The following is a 19,374-nucleotide window of genomic DNA, read 5'->3' as shown; positions in this document are numbered from 1 at the left end:
TCGTTTGGTCTGGTTACGGTCAGTGTTTATTTGTTCAACTTCCAGGAGACGCCAATGCCTACCATGGCCGTTGTCATATCATAGGAAACTTCACTGCCAGGAATGGCTCCATAGGGAGGATAGTTTTGAATGAACTGTGGGTTCAAAACGGGGCCTGAAGTTGCATCTCCACTGGTGCCGTAATGGAAAAGGGCATCTATGGCAAAGCGTTCGCTGGCCTCGTAGGTAAAGCCCACTTGAAATGCATTTTTAATGATAGCGGTGGCTGGAATATTAAAGAAGGCCACATCGCTGTTGATGGGGTTGGAGCTATAGGTGTATCCCAAACGGATGGGAAATTTGCTGATGCCCTTGTATTGGATACCGGCAGAAATAATATTGATGTTCTCCCATCCAAATCCTGCTACCGAAGCTGTTTGGGTCCAACCAGTGGTAGAGAAACCATCGGTGTTTTCATAATCCACCATACGATAATCCACGGCGAGGTCAATGGTTCCCAAACTATATCCTAAACCAAAGGAAAGAATGGCGGGATAGTCCATATTGAACTTATTGGTGCTTGTGGATCCATCCAAATAGGTATTGTCCAGTTCAAAGTCGCCAAAATTTTGGGTGGTTTTATAGGATACCCCAGCTTTGAATCCGGAATCGGAATCGTAGAACACCCCGATTTGACCTCCAAAGCCCAAGGCAGATGCTTTATCGGTGGAAGGATAACCGGCTTGGTTTGGATTGGCGGTTGGGTTCGGCATCAACTCCAAGGCAGCATAGTTAAAAGTGGGCTGCAACCCAATGGAGAATTGATCGGAAATTTCGTAGGCCCAGGCAAAACCAACCTGCAACAGCATGTAGTCGGATTCTATCCTTCCAAATCCACCATTGGCTTGTGGCATGTTGATGGGGTTCGACATATTTTCGGGAAAGGTGACCCCAAAACCACTGATACCAAAAGCTGAAACACCAAAGGTATGTTTGCTTTCGGGTTTGCTCCATACATAGGCCAAGGCAGGCATGGGTGAAATGCCCCTGTCATCCTCGGTGGTGCCACTGAAGAAGTTCCCGGTAGGCTGTCCATTGCCATCAAATTCGGGCACGGTAGAACTCAATTCCGGGGAAGAAAAGAATAGGCCCAGATCTACCTTTAAGATGTTATCATCAAAAGCGGAAATGGTGGCTGGGTTCCAGTGTAGGGCTCCGGAAATATCCAAGGGCTGGGCCGTTGCGGCGCCCCCCATCGACATATTTACAGATCCGACACCTTGCATAATGTGTCCTGCTTGCCCAAAAATGACAGTAGTCATCAAAAAGGCACAAAGCGTTGCGAATAAATTTTTCATTTGAAGAGGTTTTGCACATCCAAAATACTGAAAAATAGGAAATTGGGTCAGTTTTTGAGCGTGATATTAAATCTACCGTAAACCTACTGCGTAAGTGGACTAAAATGAATGATAAATGTCAGTATTTATGCAATCAAATAGTAAGTGATGACTTTTAGGAACTTATACCCGATCGGAAGGGTGAATATGGAAGTTGCACAGGTTTAACGTCAATTTAACTTGTGTTGCCTTCCGAATGGACAACCTTCATGTAAAACTTTAACAATTTTTCTTACTTTTGAGCGTAAACCATTGAATACCTATGTCCAAATTTGGTGAACTTATCGATTTAAACGTTCCGGTACTACTGGATTTTTATGCAGAATGGAACGAGCAATCCACTTCCATGCACCCTGTGCTTCGCGATGTTGCTGCCGCATTGGGGGATAAGGGAAAAGTGATCAAAATTGATGTCGACAAAAACAAAGAGCTATCCCAAGCCCTTCGCATTAAAGGCTTGCCTACCCTTATGATCTACAAAAAAGGCGAGATGGTCTGGAGGCAGAGCGGCGAACAGGACGCCAATACGCTGATAGGCATCTTAAACGAATATATCTAAGAAAAAAGCGAGGTTTAAACCTCGCTTTTTTTATTCATTTCCTATTGAATCGTTGATGGCACCAATGGTATCCAATGGAATGGAGTCTTCCATATCCGGGTCCATGGGCAGGGGTTCTTCCAGTATTTCCTCCTCATCGTCCACAAATTGGGAGAACTTGTCGATGTATTCATTAAAGATGATCGTTTCCGATTCAGCAAATTCCTTGTCCCGATTCTCAATTAAAATATCGATGTTCCTACGGTAGGCCTGCATATCGGATAGGATATCGTCAATTCTTTCATATTGTTCGTCCAACGGAATGTTGGCATAGTATTCCAAATGCTCTTGGTAGACCTTTTTGAGTTTGCCATACAGTTCCCTTGCCTTGTCGGTTTCTCCTACCTTGTAATAGCCATCCACAAAGGGTTCCACAAAAGTGTAGAAGTAATAGTGTTCGACAGGCATGTTCGTCATGGCCATATCGATAACATCCTTGGCCTTGTCTATTTTATTTTCCGCAATCAAGGTTTCCATCAGTCGGGCGAGGTTGCTTCGGAACGAAAGTCCCTGTGAGCGTGTTTGGGGATCATGATAGATTTTATCACTGCCAGAGTTGCCCCAATCCCAATCCTTGACAATGTCGTACATCAGGTCGGAATCAATACGGCCCATTTCAAAGGAATTGCGGTTGGGCGTTTTAATCGGCACCAATTTATAGATAAGACCATCCAACTGCAGGTAATCCTTCATCCAGATGTATTCGGCACTATCAAAACTTCCCCCGGAGAAATAAATGGGACGTTTCCAATCGTTGTTGGCGATCACGTCCAACATCAGGATTCGATTCTTCGGTAATGCACTTTGCGGCAGATCGATATCAATATAATCCACGATCAAGGCGGAGTCCTTTTCTTTGACCAAACCGCTCTTGATCACATTTTCCTTATTTACGGGAATCCGGATCTTATTGGTGGGGTAGTACACAATATCCAAGGTGCTTTCTGGATATTGATCCACATCGGCACCACGTTTATCCAAAACAAAACCGAATTTGGTCTCGGGATTGTCGCTGCCGATCCAGTTCATAAAGTCTTTTATGCTCCAACGGCTTTCCGAGATTGGCCTGCCGAAAATATCGTCCGCTTTGTTGTAATAGACGGCATCCCGGGTGCCGTAGCGGTATTTGTCGTGTGTCAATTGCGACGGAATGGGATCACTTTCGTACGCCTTGCGTTTCATCTGGTCGATGTACCAATCCGTAGCAAAAAGACTGGTGTTTACAATGCGGACGTCGGTACGATAGTTTTCAATTTCCTGTGCATACCACAATGGAAAGGTATCGTTGTCACCAATGGTGAACAAAATGGCGCCTGCATCTTCCTGGCAGGAATCCAAATAGGATTTTGCCGTTGATTTTGCCGTATACCTGTCGGAGCGATCATGGTCGTCCCAGTTTTGGAACGCCATCAGGAAGGGCACGGCCACAAGGCAAAGCGTCGTTATAACCGGTGCGGCAATCTTGGCGGACAACAGTTTTTTGACTTCCTCAAAAAGCCCATATACCCCGAGCCCTATCCAAATACAGAAGATGTAGAACGAGCCCACAAGGGAGTAGTCCCTTTCCCTGGGTTGGAAAATATAGGGGTTGGTGTAAAACTGAATCGCCAATCCGGTGAACATAAAGAACACAAAGAGTACCCAAAATTGTTTTGGGTTCTTGGTGATCTGAAAAACGATACCGATAATCCCCAAGAGCAAGGGCAAAAAGAAATAGGTGTTACGGCCTTTGTTGTTTTCCCAGTCGCTGGGCAGGTTATCTTGACTGCCCCGGAAAAGGCTGTCCACAAATCCGATTCCGCTCAACCAGTTGCCGTTTTCATCGTAGCGGCCTTGGATGTCGTTTTGCTTACCCACAAAATTCCACATGAAGTAGCGCATGTACATATATCCAAATTGGAAATCGAACATATACCTGAAGTTCTGGCCCAAGGTGGGAGGCTGCACTTCAATGTATTCGCCAAACTCCCGAAGGAACCTCAAGTATTGGTCCGAATCGAGCTCACCACGACTGTAGGCTGTTTTAAATTGGTTTACGGCTTCCCTAAGATCGTTGTTGGAGATGTATTCCGATTTGATCCTAAAATCCAACGCCCCAAAATAGCGCATGTAATTTTCGGCATGTTGGTCGCTCCACATTCGGGGCAGGAATCCCACGTGTTTTTCATTGGGGCCGGGCAGGGCGCCTTTGTAATGGTTAACAATCACATATTTGCCCAGTTTTAGGTCTTTTTCGTATTTGGGGCTCTCGTCCCGATCTTCACCGGCCGGTGCAAAGGCATCTGAATAATAGGCACCATAAAAGGGACTTTCCACACCGGGGTATTGTTCCCGATTATAATAGGCCAAAAGGGCTCTGGCATCGGCAGGGTTGTTCTCGTTCACCACCGTTTTGGCATTGGCCCTGATCGGCAACATCAGCCACGAAGAGAATCCAAGGATTAGGAACATTAAACACAGGATGATCAGGTTACCTGTGTAAAACTTATGTTTTCGGGTATAGCGAAGTCCAAAATAGAACACTGCGATAAAAACCAGTCCCATAATGATGGATCCCGAGTTGAAGGGCAGGCCTATCTCGTTGATGAAAAAGACCTCGCTCCAACCAAATAATTTTAACACGTAGGTGAGGGAAAATTTATAGACCAGAATCAAAACCGCCACCACTACAATGTTGGCGAACAAAAAGTTTTTGACCGTTGTGGTCTTGCATTTTTTGAAATAATAGAGCAGGCCAATGGAAGGAATGGCCAAAAAACCCATAAACTGGATGCCAAAGGTGAGACCGACCACAAAACTGATGAGCAAAATCCATCGATTGCCCCTTGGGTCATCCAAGTTATCCACCCATTTGAGTCCCAGCCAAAGTAGCAGGGCCATGATCAAACTGGCCATACCATACACTTCGGTCTCTACGGCATTGAACCAAAAACTATCCGAAAAGGTAAATGCCAACGCGCCAACCAATCCACTGCCCAACACGGCGATGGCCTTGCTGTTGGAAAGTTCTTTTTTAGAACCTATAAGCTTGCGCACCAAATTGGTGATGGTCCAGAAAGTGAAAAGCACGGCAAAGGCACTGGATACCACCGAAACGGCGTTGACCATGAGCGCGATCTTGGATTCGTCGCCAAAGGCGAACATGGCGAAAAAGGCTCCGATCATTTGAAGTAAAGGTGCTCCAGGGGGGTGGCCTACCTGCAATTTTGCGGCGGTGGAAATATACTCCCCTGCATCCCAAAAACTTCCTGTGGGTTCAACGGTAAGGGCATAAACGGAAAAAGCGATTGCGAAGGAAACCCATCCGAGGATGGTATCCCATTTTTTGAAGTCTTTTGCAAACATAGAGATGGTTGTTAACCGTGTTGGGGCGAATTTAGTAAATCTAGCACAGAAGGTTGGCGGTTTTTGCAAAAGCTTTAACATGGGGGTAAATAAAAATAGTGGGTATTCTTCTTAAAATATTTGTTGAAACCAAAGTTTGTTTTAAATTTGCACGCTCAAAAGCTGGATCAGTTTAGCTTTTACGGTACTGGCCTATGGTGTAATTGGCAACACTACTGATTTTGGTTCAGTCATTCTAGGTTCGAGTCCTAGTAGGCCAACGAAAACCCCTCAAGACTATGTTTTGAGGGGTTTATTTTTTCTCCTTATTAGATTGGGTTCCCTCAATGGACCGTTTTTTTGAACTTTTAGTGTAAAACGACTCCACTGGTTTGTCAAAGTTCATTTCCCCGTACTAGATAAATAGTTTACATTCTACCGTTTATTTAAACTTTCAGGTTATGGTTTTTGGATATGCACGGGTGAGTACGAAATCACAAAAACACGATTTGCAGGTGGATGCCTTTCTGAAGGAAGGAATCAAACCCAAGAACATCTATGCCGACATTTCATCAGGAGCAAAAGCGGAACGAAAGGGTCTTGATGAATTGTTATCCATTTTACGTGAAGGTGATACACTTGTGGTCTGGAAACTGGACCGAATAGCCCGAAGCCTTTCACATCTCACTAAACTCATCGAAGATTTTGAAAAGAAGGGAATCCACTTCAAAAGTATCCAGGAAAGTTTTATCGATACCACATCCCCACATGGAAGGTTCATTTTTAATCTGTTCGCTTCGGTTGCCCAATTGGAAAGGGACATCATCATTGAACGTACACGGGCAGGCATGGAAAGCTCAAGAAGGCGTGGCTTGAAAATCGGCAGGAAGCCTGGTCTCAGTAAACAGGCATTGAACAAGGCTATGTTGGCGGAACGATATTACAGGGACAACAAGCTAAGTATTGAAGAAATCATGAAACTTATTGATGTTGGATCAAAAAAGACGCTCTATAAGTATTTGGCATACCAAGGGAGAAGAAAGTGCCTTGAGTGCGGAACACTCTTCTGGGACAAGAAACAGGATTTGGACAAAGCTCATTGTAAAAGGCACAAAAGGAAAATCAAAAAGTAACAATTGCTTGAATTGTAAGAATAATATGTATTTTAATGGTCTATAAGCACCATAACCATTAATAATATTACTTCATGAAAAGATTAATATTTGGATTGATTCCATTTATAATTATCGCCTGCAATAAAAAACCAAACAATCAATTTGAACTAATTGGGAAGACCAAAGACATTTTAGACGGTACAGTTCTTTATCTTGAAAATACCAGTTCGGGAACGGCAATCGATTCAGCTGTTGTGGAAAACAATTCCTTTCACTTCAAAACCGATTTGACAAAAACACCTGTACAAGTGGTTTTGAATACAAAGGACTTTTCCCATTATAGATTTTTATGGTTGGAAAACAATCAAATGACCTTTGATGCCACAAACTCCGATTTCAGAAACGCAATTGTAACAGGTTCTGATGAGGAAAACTTAAGTTACAATCTGAGTATAGAGACTGAAACACTTCCTAGGGATGAAAGAACCCAAAAAGAGCAAGAGTTTGTCAAACAGCATCCGAACAGTCTTCATGGAGCTTATGTCCTCTCGGTATATTCTACGACTTGGGGCAAGGAAAAAACGAAAGAACTATATGACAATCTTTCAATAGAAAACAAGCGAACTGAATACGGAAAGAAAATTGCAAACTATATTAAGCTCAATAAAAATCCGAGAATTGGAGATAGTTATGTTGATTTTGAAATGCAAGACATTGACGGTGGAATGAGGAAACTTTCCGAATTCAGGGACAAAGTGGTTTTGTTGGAGTTTTGGTCTTCTAGTTGTTTGCCCTGCAGAAAGGAAAACCCGAATCTAGTCAAAACCTATGAGAAGTATAATTCAAAAGGATTTGAAGTATTTGCTGTTTCACAAGACACCAAAAGAGAAAGTTGGATTGAGGCAATTGAAAAGGACGGATTACCTTGGCCTCAGGTCAGTGATTTAAAAGGCCACGAAAATACAGCTTCTTTGATTTACGGAATTCATGCAATTCCCAACAACTTTTTGATTGACCAGAACGGAGTTATTTTGGAGCAGAACATTCATGGAGAAAAGTTGAATGCAAAACTGGATGAGCTATTAAATTAAATAAGTTCAATAAAACGATGAAGCAAGAGATATGGCAATTGAGTAATGAAATTATTAATGAGTTTTTCAATATTGTGAGGTTGCCACATGAAATTGAATCATTAGGCGTAAATGATGCCAAGGAAATTATTCAAGAGTTTTTAGAAAATAATGAATTTGGACTAGCCATTGATCATCTTGAATATTTTATAAAAGAATGTAATTTGAAATTAAATCCTTTTTCAATTATCAAGGATGCATCTAATATCAGAAAAGTTCAAATAAACGATGGAAGTTGAAAGTATATCACAATTGATTTCAGGTGTAATAGAATCAGATTCATTTAAAAATATGCTTGAAAAGGTAAATTGCAATTACCCCAATCTGAAACAAGAAAATCACATTCGTAATTTGATTTTAGAGGAACTTAACGAAAGGTTTAAAGGAACAGATGTGAAAGCATTTGCAGAGCATCCTAGGGAAAATAAAACTAGAGCTGACCTCAGTGTCGTCAATAAGAATAATCCTGAAAGTCCAATCAAAATTGAATTTAAATATCAATTTAGTGGAGATTTTAAAAGTTTGTCCGATTACAGTTTTATGATTCGAAATGACTTTTTAAAGAGAAATTCAGACTTATTTATACTAGTAATTGCAAATTGGAACATTGCAGACAAACAGAAATTTGATGATACTTGGAAAATAACTCCGAGCTTGAATAGATATATTGCCAAATCTGAGATTTGGAAATCAAATGTTTTAAAAAGTTTCGAAGAATTTAAAGATGCAAAATTAAAGCCATTAGATGCCATTTCCATTTCTCGTCCCTATTTGGTGGAATATCATTTTTATATGTTACAACGTATTTAATAGGGAAAAAAGTTCAAATAAACGATTCTAATAGATGAAATTGGTACATAATTGAAATATCTATGTGTAAAAACTTAACCTTTCTTTTCTTTTTAATTTTTACTCTCTCTTCATCTAGTCAAAGTGATTCAACCAAAATTGCATTCATTGCATATTGGTCTTTAGGTGATAGTTACAATTTTAAAGTAACTAAAACTAAAAAACGATGGACCAATGAAAAACTATCAATAAATGATTCCATACAATACATTGCAAATTTTAAAGTAATTGATTCAACCGAAAAATCATATACAATACAATGGTCTTACAATAATTTCCTTGCTGATAGTTATAAGGAAAATTTAAATAAGATTTATGAAGATAAAAAAGCATTTAATGATATAGTTTATCAATATAATGTCACAAATGTGATCTATAAAACGGATGAGTATGGAGAATTCTTGGAAATAGTAAACTGGAAGGATATAAGTAGTCTAATGAGCAACTTACTTGGTGAATTGGAAAGAAACATTAAGCTTCGTAAACCAGATAAAATCAATGAAATTAGACAAGCCATAGAACCTCTAGCAAACATTTATAGTTCAAAGGAAGGGATTGAACAGTTGATTGTATACGAATTACAATATTTTCATTTTCCTTTTGGTTCAGAATATGATTTGAATGAGCCTTACGAATATGAATCAGAATTGCCAAATATGGTTGGAGGAGATCCTGTAAAGGCGGATGCAAAACTATCAATTGTTGAAGCTGATAAAAAAGACTTTTACTGTGTATTAAAAGAAGAAGCTATTATCAATCCAATTGATACCAAAAGACAAGTCACAATGTTGTTTAAAAAAATGGGTTTAGAAGAGGATAAAGCAGAAGAGTTGATGAAATCTGCAATTTTCTATATCACTGATTTGAATTATTATCAATACTATTATGATCCAGGTATTCCTCATAGAATTTATGGTAGTCGAAAGACAATTTTGAATTTGGATAATACCAAAGTTGAAAATCTTGCGGAATTGGAAATAGAGTTAATTTATGATGAATAAATACTTCATTTCATGCATTGTTTTAGACTTCAAGTACAAATAAACGACCAAAGCCAATACCATAAACTTAAAATGAAAAAACTACTGATATTCCCACTTTTCCTTTCTGCCCTTATCTCATTTGGACAGGAATTGTCATGTGATGATTTTAAAGAAGGAGAGTTTATTTCAAGCATGACTGAACCTGTGAAAATAGAATGGAAAATAGTCAGAGAGGGAAGTTCCCAAATAGAAATCCCTGGGGTATTACCAGATGAATTAAAAGGAACTGACTTCCCAATGAATCCACGGTATGGAATTATAGAATGGATAGATGATTGCACCTATAAATTGACATATGATTCGACAAAATCAGAGTTGACCGATATGCAAAAAATGGTGAATCAGCTAGGTGGATTTATTAACGAAATGGTCAAAATTGAAGGGAATTGTTTTTTTTACAAATCGACTCTCAAATACAACGGAGGTGAACAATCTATAGAGGGTAAATTTTGTAAAGAATAAAAAGAACTAAAACTAAATCATAGTTCAAAAAAACGATATACAGGTTAGGAAATATAAGATGGCACTCAAACAATGGTATACAATTTTGATGTTAGCACTATTCGCTGGTTGCCAAGATCAAGGAAGCCTTGATGGAAATTATTCTATGTGTCATAACGGAGAATATCTTGAGGTATATTTTAAAGGAGATTCGATGAGGGTTGCATCTGAAAATGAATGGGCGAAATTATCTGATTGGAATCAAATTACGATTAGTAAGGACACAATTTTTTTTGAAACTTTTGGAGAATGGCGTGACTCCATAAAAGCAAGGTTAAAGTATGTTGGAAAGAGTAAAATCCAAATGCAGAATTTAAATAATGGTGAAACCCTAACTATGCGAAGAATAGAAAATGGAGTAACTTTTGAAAATGTGAATGAGTTCTGGAAAGGCTTTATCAACAGGAGACATTCGGAAATATGTAACTGAATAATAGTTTAAATAAACGATTACCAACAAAATTCAATTCATGAATTTGAGAAAAAGCTTAATTTTTTTATCACTACTTCTTTTTGTCAGTTGTCAAAAAGGGAAGAAGACATCAGAAATAAAAGAGGATTCAAAGATTGAAAATGAAAGTCAAGTTGCGAATACTGAATCTAATTCTAAGATTAACAAAAATTCCAATTTGGACAATAATGGCCAAATATTTCGAGACATAACTCAATTGGAAAAATACAAAGGATTTACAAAAATTCTTGGATCAGTTCTGGATGGTACAGACAAAGCAATTGCATATATCCAAAAAGACAGTCTTCAGGTTCTTGTTTTAGAACAAATTATTAGAGATAACCCATCAAAAGTCAAATATAAAATTTTAGATGAAGTTCGATTAATTGCAGATAGGTCAAAGCTTTTTTCGGAACCTACTACCTGTAAAATTATTGATGGCCCTGACGAGAAGTTTGTTTACGGAATTGCCATTGATCAGGATAAAGAGTTTTTTGATATCAATCATCTCATTAAAGTGTGGGTGGTGAACTTAAAGGAAGGAAGATTCAAGGAAATTGAAGCTGCCAAAGTTGAGTGTTATAATCATTGGTTTGGTTATGAAGGTTAATCAGTTTGGGGTAACTGCTTCACATAATAATATCAAAGTTCAAATAAACGATGAGTAGAAATAAATATGATAATGCTTTTTTAGAAGAAGCTCACAAGCGAAGTATCTTTCATGATAAGGAATTAAATGAAAGTAAGAAATGTGGCTGCTTTCATTGTCAAAACATTTTTGAAGTAAATAAAATAATTGATTGGGTTGATGAAGAGGATTCTAGGGGAAAAACAGCTCTGTGTCCGTTTTGCGCAATAGATTCGGTTTTATCAGATAACCTACCTATTGATGATACAGAATTTTTGAAGGCGATGAATAAAAGGTATTGTACATAGAGAGCCTTAATGAATCAAAAGTTCAAATAAACGATAAATGAAAGCGGCATTGATATTATTTGGTTTAATGTTGATAATAACCCTGACTCCTTATAAAGGCAGCAGCCAAATAACAAAAACCAAACTACATAGAATAATAAGAATAGATTCTGTTGGCCAAGTTTATTTAATCTATACCCGTAAAAACAATTGTCTCTTTAAAATTATGTCTGCCAAAGAAAAAATAAATGATTGCAATGCTTTAAAATTGAATCAATATTATGATTTGGATGTTAAGTCCTATTTTGAAGGAAGGGACATTGTGACGTTGGAATTAGCTGGCGTTGAATTCAACGGTACTGAGATTCTATTCGAGAGAGACTCAATAAATAATTTATATGTAGCCAATAATATTAAGGGACTTTGTTTTGTTGACTAATTTGAAATAAAACAAAAAGTTCTAATCCAATATAGAGGATTGAAAAAATAGATAAATCTAAATGACGGAATACCAAAGTTCAAATAAACGATTCATACCAAATTGAAGATTTACTCATGAAAACATTTAAAGCAAAAGGACAAAAATATACAAGTACACTACTTCTTATCCTTTTCTTTTTTTCATCATGCGGTCAAATTCAAAACAAATCAGATACTAAAAAGGTAACCCTTGCAGACAAGTACCAGTCATATTTATACGGATTATATGATAAGGGGCAATTTAATGGCAATGCACTAATCATTGAAAATGGTGAAATGGTATTTCAAGGAACGTTTGGAATAAGCAATTTCAACCCTATTGATTCCTTGAAACTGAACTCGGTATTTAGGTTAGGTTCTGTGAGTAAACAATTTACCGCAATGGGTATTATGATCTTAAAAGAAGCGGGTAAATTATCCTATGATCAGGATGTTAGGGAGTTTATTCCAGAACTCTCCTATCAAGGAATAACCATAAGGCATCTACTAAATCACACCTCTGGTTTACCTGACTATACTATGACCATGAACGAACATTGGAAAATAGATCTATCATATGACGACCCGGAAAGATTGATATCCGGTAATGAGGATATCCTTAAGATGTTGTCTGAATATAAGCCCCCTGTTCATTTTAAACCTGGGGAAAAGTGGGAATATAGCAATACAGGTTACAATTTGCTTGCTACCATTATTTCCAGAGCATCTGGGAAGACATTTGATGAATTTCTACAAGAACATATCTTCACCCCTGCCAAGATGTCCAACACCTCCGTTTATAGATATGTCCCCGGTTTTGATGAAAAGATGCCAAATAGGGTCTTTGGATTTGGAACGAAATTTAATGGAACTGATAGGTTTTCTACTGATTTCCATTACCTAAATGCAGCCAAAGGAGAAGGTGGAATATATTCTACACTAGAAGATCTAATGAAATGGGACAGAATATTATATACAGAGGAGCTGGTTTCCAAACAAACACTAGAGGTGGCTTTTTCTCCGGGAATATTAAATAATGGAGAGAAAACAAATTATGGTTTTGGTTGGTTTATTGATGTATCACCAAACGGTAAAAAAGTGGTAAAGCACATGGGTGGATGGGCTGGTTTCTTGACCAACATTTATCGAGAAATAGAAGAGGACAACTGTATCATAACATTAACGAATAACAATAGTAGGTATTTCAATTTAGATGATGGTTTAATTGATATTCTTCACAATAAACCACCGAAATTCCCAAGAATATTTATTGCGGACGTAATAGGGAAAAAAGTTCAGGCCGAAGGAATTACAACTGCTATTGAGCACTATAAAAAATTAAAATCAGAGCAACCGGATTACTATATTTTTCATGAAAATGAACTTAATTTTCTGGGATATGAATTGCTGGAAGATAAAAAGATGGATGAGGCCATAGGTATATTTAAATTGAATCAAGAGGAGTATCCCAAATCAGCCAATGTGTATGATAGTTATGGTGATGCATTACTGGCGAAAGGAGATACATTTAATGCACTGATAAATTTTAAGAAGGTTCAAACCATAGATTCTACGTTTTTTGGCATAAAGAAAAAAATAAAATCGATTGAAGAAGATTCTATGTCTAACGGTGTATATGAAAAATAGTGTTTAAGTGCCTAATCAAATTTCGGTTTTATAAATTTAAGGTCAGGACTAAACCAAAAATCAAGTGTATAAGACCCTTAACTTTCATATAACAACCGTTACCAAAGTTCAAATAAACGATTGTGAAGAGTTCAAAAATTTTAATTGTAGTTGTTCTAATTGTAATGGGATGGATTTTTGGGTTCTATTTAATGAATAAAAAAGTGGAAAATGCATTGGGGCTCAATGATGATTTCTTCATAAGTGTTGCACAAACATATTACAATGATAGCTTTAGTGGGATAGTGTCAAAAAAGTTTATTGATTGGGATAATCACGGATATAAGAAAATAGTTCTTGTGAATCAATCTAAAACCAGAGAAGTTAGATTGGATTATGAATGGATAGGATTGTTTAAGTTCATTGAAGTGGGTGATTCGATTTCAAAAGAGAAGAATAACCTAGACATGAGACTTAGAAGGAAGGAACTTGATACAATAATCAGACTTAATTTTTCAGGCATCAAAAACAGTTGGGACTATATCGATTTCTTGTATGAATTGGATAGTATATACGATAAATAAAGCTCAAATAAACAATTGACCTATATTTTGGTTTTATATGAAAATTAGGAATTCATCGGTCTATCTAATCATTTTTTTGTTCTTCATTGTTGGTTACGGACAGGGCAGTGAATATTTGGATGGAGAAATTGTTACGCGTTCTGGAGACACACTTATCGTGAAGATTAAAGTCTTGGATAGGTTCCAAAGTTTTAGGAAGATAAATTACATGACGGCGTCTGGTGCCAAAAAGAAAATGTTGGCTGAAGATATTAGAATGTACAAGAGGGGCAAAGAAGAATATGAAACTCTGATTCTTGCCTATGGGGTATACGTACTGGCAAAGAAACTAATTCACGGACCATACCTCAATTTATATGTGGTAGAGAGTAAGGAATCCCTTAATCAAAGAATTTTAAATGAAGCCCTTGGCAAAAAAATGCCAATGGTTAGACAACATAAATATTTAAAACTCAAAACCGGTCAGGTTATAAATGCCACAATGTCCGGCAAAAGTAAAATCAAAAAGTTTCTAAATGGATTCCCCTTAGTTGTTGAAAAGATTGAAAAGGGGAAAATAAAAAGTGTTGAGAAAATTATAGTTGAATGCAATAATATAAGGTAATGCATTCCATTTTTGATTTACAAAACTTCAAATAAAAAAATGTCTCAAAAAAGAAAAGGACAACTAACAACCCATATTGAATGGACAAAGCATCTTGGGAAGTTTGGCAAACGTCTCTTTTGAAAGGGACAAAAATTGATTAAAGTTCAAACAAACTAATGGGATGAAAGATGATTTGTAATTCAACCATAAATATTCTTTGTCCAAGCCTTTTAAAATAGATCAACTGGACAATATTTATAACTTAAGCCACCCTTAAATTGCTGTTAACCTCTCGTTAAGCTATCTGGATTTTTATATTTTTAGAACAGCTGCACGCCAAGTGGCATTCTCCCCCAACAATATCGGATAACATCCGACAAAATAGATTCCGCTTAAAATAAATACTAAAAGTACCATCAATGAAACATCAACTACTATCGGTTTTACTTTTGTTGATTTCCATAGGTTGCCAGGGTCAAAACAGGGAAAAGTTCAATCTAGATTTTGAAAATCAAAAAGAAGGAAGCAAACTTCCGGATGATTGGTTCCAATGGGGGGGTCATAATTTGTCCGTTGATACCCAAGCTTACTCGGGAACAAAGGCCGGAAAGATTTCTTCGCTGGATGGTGCCAACTTCGGAAGCATTGCCTATAAAATACCTGCAAAGTACGAAGGTAAGGGCATACAGCTTGAGGGTTATATGAAAACCAAGGAAGTTCAGGATGGCTTTGCCGGTCTATTGATAAGAATAGACGGAAAAGGCACTTCGTTGGCATTTGATAACATGCAAAATCAAAATATAACAGGAACCAATGATTGGAAAAAATATACGATAACCCTTAAATATCCTGAAGGCGCTGAAATGATTTATGTTGCCGGAATCCTCGTTGGGAAAGGGGAAGCTTGGTTTGATGATTTTACCATAACCATAGACGGCGAAAATTTACAAACACTTAAAGAAGTTGAAAGGGAACTAGCAAAAGCAGAGCTGGACAAAGAATTCGACTCGGGATCAATGGTCGACCTTTCCAATATCACGGAAGAGAAGATTGAAGATTTAGAGTTGCTGGGCAAAGTTTGGGGCTTTCTCAAATACCATCATCCAGAAACGGCCAAGGGAAATTATAATTGGGACTATGAGCTGTTCAGGATTTTGCCAAAATACCTTCAAACCCAAAACGATACAGAAAGAAACAACCTCTTGATCGATTGGATTGCTTCCTTGGGCGATTTACCAACGTGTTCCAAATGCGGGCCCACAAGTAAAGATGCGGTAATTCGCCCCGACCATAAGTGGATCGAGGACCAAGAAAATCCACTAAGGGAGAAGTTACTGGATGTATACAACAACCGTTCCCAGGGAAATCATTATTACATAGGCATGGCCCCAGGTGTAGGTAACCCGATTTTTAAAAATGAAGCGGCCTATTATCTTATGCCTTTCCCTGACGATGGATACAGACTACTTTCGCTATATAGATATTGGAACATGATTCATTATTTTTTCCCCTACAAGCATCTGACCGATAAAGATTGGAACGCTGTATTAGGTGAATATATCCCACTCTTCTTGAATGCCAAAAACGAACTTCAATATGAAATGGCAGCCATACAGCTTATCGGGGAAGTGAAGGATACCCACGCCAATATCTGGGAAGGTGCTGGCAGGATAAATGACTGGAAGGGATCAAACTATCCTCCGGTCCATGTCCGTTTTATTGAAGATAAATTGGTGGTAACGGATTACTATAACGAAGAACGCAAAGACGAGGTTGGATTGGAGATCGGAGACATCATAACCAAGGTCAATAACAGGCCCGTAACCGAAATAGTGCAAGAGAGAACCAAATATTATCCGGCATCAAATTACCCCACCAGGCTAAGAGATATTTCTACCGATCTTTTGCGCTCAAATAACAATGAAATTGAAATCCTTGTAGCATCAAAAAATAAAACATTGGAGACTAAAACACTAAAACTCTATCCGAAGGATAGCCTTGATACCTACCGATGGTATAGAAGGGAAGATTTCAAGTCTTTCAAAATGTTGGATAACAACATTGGCTATGTGACCCTTCAAACCATCAAGGAAGAGGACATACCTTTGATCAAAAAGCAATTTAAAGACACCAAAGGGATAATCATTGACATCAGAAACTACCCTTCAACGTTTGTTCCGTTCACATTGGGTTCCTATTTTGTTTCTTCCTCTACTCCTTTTGTGAAGTTTACCAATGGCAGTATAGATAATCCCGGGGAATTCGTGTTTACCGAAAATTTGGAAATTCCCAATAACGGAGACACCTATAATGGAAAATTGGTGGTTTTGGTCAATGAGCTTTCCCAGAGTCAAGCCGAATACACGTCCATGGCATTTAGGGCGGGCGACAATACCACAATAATTGGTAGTACCACTGCGGGTGCTGACGGAAATGTTTCTACCATATACTTGCCAGGAGGGATCAGAACGATGATTTCAGGTATTGGGGTATATTATCCAAATGGGGAAGAGACGCAAAGAATAGGTATTGTTCCTGATATTGAAGTGAAACCTACAATTGCAGGAATACGAAATGGGAGGGACGAATTGCTGGAAAAGGCCATTGAAATAATTGCAAAAGGAAAATAAGTTCAAATAAACGATTGTCGCCTAAATAAAATAGATAAGTTCCATCTCATTTTAGAAATCCAAATACGATGAAGCAAAGCTCAAAAAATCTTTATCTATTAATTGTCCTTTTGTCCATCGTGGCTTGCAATTATTCAAAAGATAAAAACAGTACGAAGGAAAACGATGGCTGGAAAAAGGTTGGTCAAGTTGAAAAAACCATCAGAAACGTCCATTTTACATTTCCAGATAGTGGATTCGCATTTGACAACAAAGAAGATTTGATAGAAGAAAGTTTCAATGCACTTAAAACTGATCGTGATTTGCTTGGACTTAAAGAATTTAAGGATACCATTTTTATACGGTTCTTACGTTCGCGTGAAGAAATGTTCCCTTTAACTGGAACCCATGCCCTCGGTAATGCCTACCCCCATATCAAGACCGTGTATGTAGTGTCCAATGAAACTTCCAAATCGCCGATTAAGCATGAATTGATGCACTTGATGGCAATGTTGGAATGGGATTATCCAAGAGCATCATCCGATTGGATGAACGAAGGATTGGGAACTTTTGCTGAGAACAGCTGTAGTGGATGGAATGTTTCGGAACTCTACAGATACCTTCTTGAAACCGACCAACTCATTCCAATGGAATCACTAACAACTGATTTCTATGGACAACCCGAAATGTATGCCAATCATCAATCGGGATATTTAGTTCAATGTCTATTGAAAAATTATGGAATAGACCAGTTTGTACAACTTTGGAAGAGTGGATTTGGGGAATTTGAGCATATTTACGGCTTACCGTTTGAAAGTCTTAAGGATAAACTTGAAAAGGACTTGCTGGTCAAATATCCAGAGTCTCCAGCAATAAATGAAGACACATTTAATAAGCCTTGTGAATAAATGTTTTACTCAGAAATTATTATCCATTATGAGAGTTGGAAATAAAAGCTCGAATAAACGATGTCAAAACACCCCAAAAAAAGCAACGGTTCTTAAAATTGTTTTGACTGCGCTTTTCGGCTTTACTCCGTTGTGGTCAAATGCGCAAATAACCGTGGAAGCCTATAATCCTGCCTCCACGTTGATCGTTCCGGATCATATCGTCTCCGCTGCCAAGTATCCATTTATCGATGTTCACAGTCACCAATACTTGAGGACCCCGCAAGATTTCCAAAAACTGAAAATGGCCATGGATTCCTTACAAATGAAGTTCATGATCAACCTTAATGGAGGTTGGGGGTCCCAGTTAAAAGAAGCAGTGGAAAGTATTTACAAGAATGGCATGTCCGACCGATTGGCCGTGTTTGCAAATATCGACTTTCAAGGGTTTGGATTTGTACAATGGACCGAATATAGCGTGAACCAACTTAAAGAGGATGTTGCCAATGGGGCAAAGGGCTTAAAGATTTTCAAAGAATTGGGCATAGCCTATACCGATATTCATGGAAATCGGATTCCGATCAATGACCCCCGATTGGACCCCATCTGGGCGGCCTGCGGAGAACTGGGCATACCCGTGCTGATTCATTCCGGTGCCCCGAAATCTTTTTGGGATCCCATGGATGAAAAAAATGAGCGATGGTTGGAGCTGTACAAATACCCAGATCGTAGGTATGCGAACAGTGCCATTCCATCATGGGAACAATTGATGCAAGAACAACATGACGTTTTCGCCAAACACCCCAAAACCATTTTTATAAATGCCCATTTTGGATGGCATTCAAACGATCTGGCGGAACTATCGGCTATTTTGAAAAAATACCCCAATGTGTACATCGAGTTTGGCGCCGTAATCGCGGAATTGGGTAGACAGCCCCGAATGGCAAAGCAGTTTTTTGAATCCCATCAGGATAGGATCCTGTTCGGGAAGGACTCTTGGGTTCCTTCTGAGTATGTAACATATTTCAGGGTTTTGGAAACAGCGGATGAATACTTTCCTTACCACAAAAAGTACCATGCCTTTTGGAGGATGTATGGAATGGGGTTGTCGGATGAAGTGCTTAAAAAAGTGTACTATAAAAACGCCCTAAAAATCATTCCGGGTATTGATTCAAGTTGGTTCGAAAAATAACGCCCAATAATTGACCCATATTTTCCAACGGGTTTTCAAAAAAAGGACTTCCAACTTTCAACTACGGAACTGCCAGGATTTTGAATCCGTGCATGATCAGTTCAACATGCGGAATTCATTGGGGCTATG

General features: G+C 38.3%; 19 protein-coding genes and 1 tRNA gene. 18 read left to right on the top strand and 2 right to left on the bottom strand.

Going from position 1 to position 19,374, the window contains the following annotated elements; translation table 11 throughout:
• Window positions 1-26: 26 nt before the first annotated feature.
• Window positions 27-1,337, bottom strand: a complete 1,311-nt coding sequence (locus tag EO131_RS11420) for an OmpP1/FadL family transporter (protein WP_127021992.1) — start codon at window positions 1,335-1,337, stop codon at window positions 27-29.
• Between the two features lie 301 nt (window positions 1,338-1,638).
• Between EO131_RS11420 and EO131_RS11415 the strand changes: the two genes are divergently transcribed.
• The gene (locus EO131_RS11415; protein ID WP_127021990.1) at window positions 1,639-1,935 is read left to right on the top strand and encodes a thioredoxin family protein; all 297 of its coding nucleotides are present in this window, start codon (window positions 1,639-1,641) and stop codon (window positions 1,933-1,935) included.
• A gap of 30 nt (window positions 1,936-1,965) precedes the next feature.
• On the opposite strand, the gene EO131_RS11410 is transcribed toward EO131_RS11415, so the two are convergent.
• Window positions 1,966-5,319, bottom strand: coding sequence for a glycosyltransferase family 117 protein (locus tag EO131_RS11410; RefSeq protein WP_127021988.1), 3,354 nt, complete (start codon window positions 5,317-5,319; stop codon window positions 1,966-1,968).
• Window positions 5,320-5,507: 188 nt separating this feature from the next.
• Between EO131_RS11410 and EO131_RS11405 the strand changes: the two genes are divergently transcribed.
• The 17 genes from EO131_RS11405 (at window position 5,508) to EO131_RS11325 (ending at window position 19,245) form a co-directional block, all read left to right on the top strand.
• A tRNA-Gln gene (locus EO131_RS11405) sits at window positions 5,508-5,579 on the top strand.
• Between the two features lie 180 nt (window positions 5,580-5,759).
• On the top strand, window positions 5,760-6,431 hold the full coding sequence (locus EO131_RS11400) for a recombinase family protein (protein ID WP_127021986.1): 672 nt from the start codon (window positions 5,760-5,762) through the stop codon (window positions 6,429-6,431).
• A 74-nt stretch (window positions 6,432-6,505) separates the two neighbouring features.
• The gene (locus EO131_RS11395; protein ID WP_127021984.1) at window positions 6,506-7,504 is read left to right on the top strand and encodes a TlpA disulfide reductase family protein; all 999 of its coding nucleotides are present in this window, start codon (window positions 6,506-6,508) and stop codon (window positions 7,502-7,504) included.
• A gap of 17 nt (window positions 7,505-7,521) precedes the next feature.
• A complete protein-coding gene (locus EO131_RS11390) occupies window positions 7,522-7,782 on the top strand; it encodes a hypothetical protein (RefSeq protein ID WP_127021982.1) in 261 nt (86 codons plus the stop codon).
• Window positions 7,772-8,353, top strand: a complete 582-nt coding sequence (locus EO131_RS11385) for a hypothetical protein (protein ID WP_127021980.1) — start codon at window positions 7,772-7,774, stop codon at window positions 8,351-8,353. Before EO131_RS11390 ends, EO131_RS11385 begins: the two co-directional genes overlap by 11 nt.
• 62 nt (window positions 8,354-8,415) lie before the next feature.
• Entirely contained in the window at window positions 8,416-9,393 is a 978-nt protein-coding gene (locus EO131_RS11380; RefSeq protein WP_127021978.1) for a hypothetical protein, read from the top strand.
• A 72-nt stretch (window positions 9,394-9,465) separates the two neighbouring features.
• On the top strand, window positions 9,466-9,897 hold the full coding sequence (locus tag EO131_RS11375; protein WP_127021976.1) for a hypothetical protein: 432 nt from the start codon (window positions 9,466-9,468) through the stop codon (window positions 9,895-9,897).
• 58 nt (window positions 9,898-9,955) lie between these two features.
• Complete coding sequence (locus EO131_RS11370) at window positions 9,956-10,366, top strand: hypothetical protein (protein WP_127021974.1); 411 nt, start codon at window positions 9,956-9,958, stop codon at window positions 10,364-10,366.
• A 40-nt stretch (window positions 10,367-10,406) separates the two neighbouring features.
• A complete protein-coding gene (locus EO131_RS11365; RefSeq protein ID WP_127021972.1) occupies window positions 10,407-10,997 on the top strand; it encodes a hypothetical protein in 591 nt (196 codons plus the stop codon).
• A 50-nt stretch (window positions 10,998-11,047) separates the two neighbouring features.
• Complete coding sequence (locus tag EO131_RS11360; RefSeq protein WP_127021970.1) at window positions 11,048-11,323, top strand: hypothetical protein; 276 nt, start codon at window positions 11,048-11,050, stop codon at window positions 11,321-11,323.
• Window positions 11,324-11,360: 37 nt separating this feature from the next.
• Complete coding sequence (locus tag EO131_RS11355) at window positions 11,361-11,741, top strand: hypothetical protein (protein ID WP_127021968.1); 381 nt, start codon at window positions 11,361-11,363, stop codon at window positions 11,739-11,741.
• A 116-nt stretch (window positions 11,742-11,857) separates the two neighbouring features.
• Window positions 11,858-13,408, top strand: a complete 1,551-nt coding sequence (locus tag EO131_RS11350; RefSeq protein WP_127021965.1) for a serine hydrolase domain-containing protein — start codon at window positions 11,858-11,860, stop codon at window positions 13,406-13,408.
• 122 nt (window positions 13,409-13,530) lie between these two features.
• On the top strand, window positions 13,531-13,971 hold the full coding sequence (locus EO131_RS11345) for a hypothetical protein (protein ID WP_127021963.1): 441 nt from the start codon (window positions 13,531-13,533) through the stop codon (window positions 13,969-13,971).
• Between the two features lie 37 nt (window positions 13,972-14,008).
• Window positions 14,009-14,575 carry a hypothetical protein gene (locus tag EO131_RS11340; RefSeq protein ID WP_164731679.1) on the top strand — a complete coding sequence of 189 codons (567 nt, stop codon included), beginning with the start codon at window positions 14,009-14,011 and terminating at the stop codon, window positions 14,573-14,575.
• 401 nt (window positions 14,576-14,976) lie between these two features.
• Window positions 14,977-17,187: a S41 family peptidase gene (locus EO131_RS11335; RefSeq protein WP_127021959.1), complete on the top strand. Its 2,211-nt coding sequence runs from the start codon at window positions 14,977-14,979 to the stop codon at window positions 17,185-17,187.
• Between the two features lie 68 nt (window positions 17,188-17,255).
• The gene (locus EO131_RS11330) at window positions 17,256-18,074 is read left to right on the top strand and encodes a gluzincin family metallopeptidase (RefSeq protein ID WP_127021957.1); all 819 of its coding nucleotides are present in this window, start codon (window positions 17,256-17,258) and stop codon (window positions 18,072-18,074) included.
• Between the two features lie 28 nt (window positions 18,075-18,102).
• Window positions 18,103-19,245: an amidohydrolase family protein gene (locus tag EO131_RS11325; protein WP_127021955.1), complete on the top strand. Its 1,143-nt coding sequence runs from the start codon at window positions 18,103-18,105 to the stop codon at window positions 19,243-19,245.
• Window positions 19,246-19,374: the final 129 nt, after the last annotated feature.

It is taken from the genome of Flagellimonas beolgyonensis, assembly GCF_003992615.1.
GTDB classification, from domain to species: Bacteria; Bacteroidota; Bacteroidia; order Flavobacteriales; family Flavobacteriaceae; genus Flagellimonas; species Flagellimonas beolgyonensis.
The sequence above is the reverse complement of the archived record's forward strand: the minus strand, read 5'-3'. Positions and strand labels throughout refer to the sequence as shown.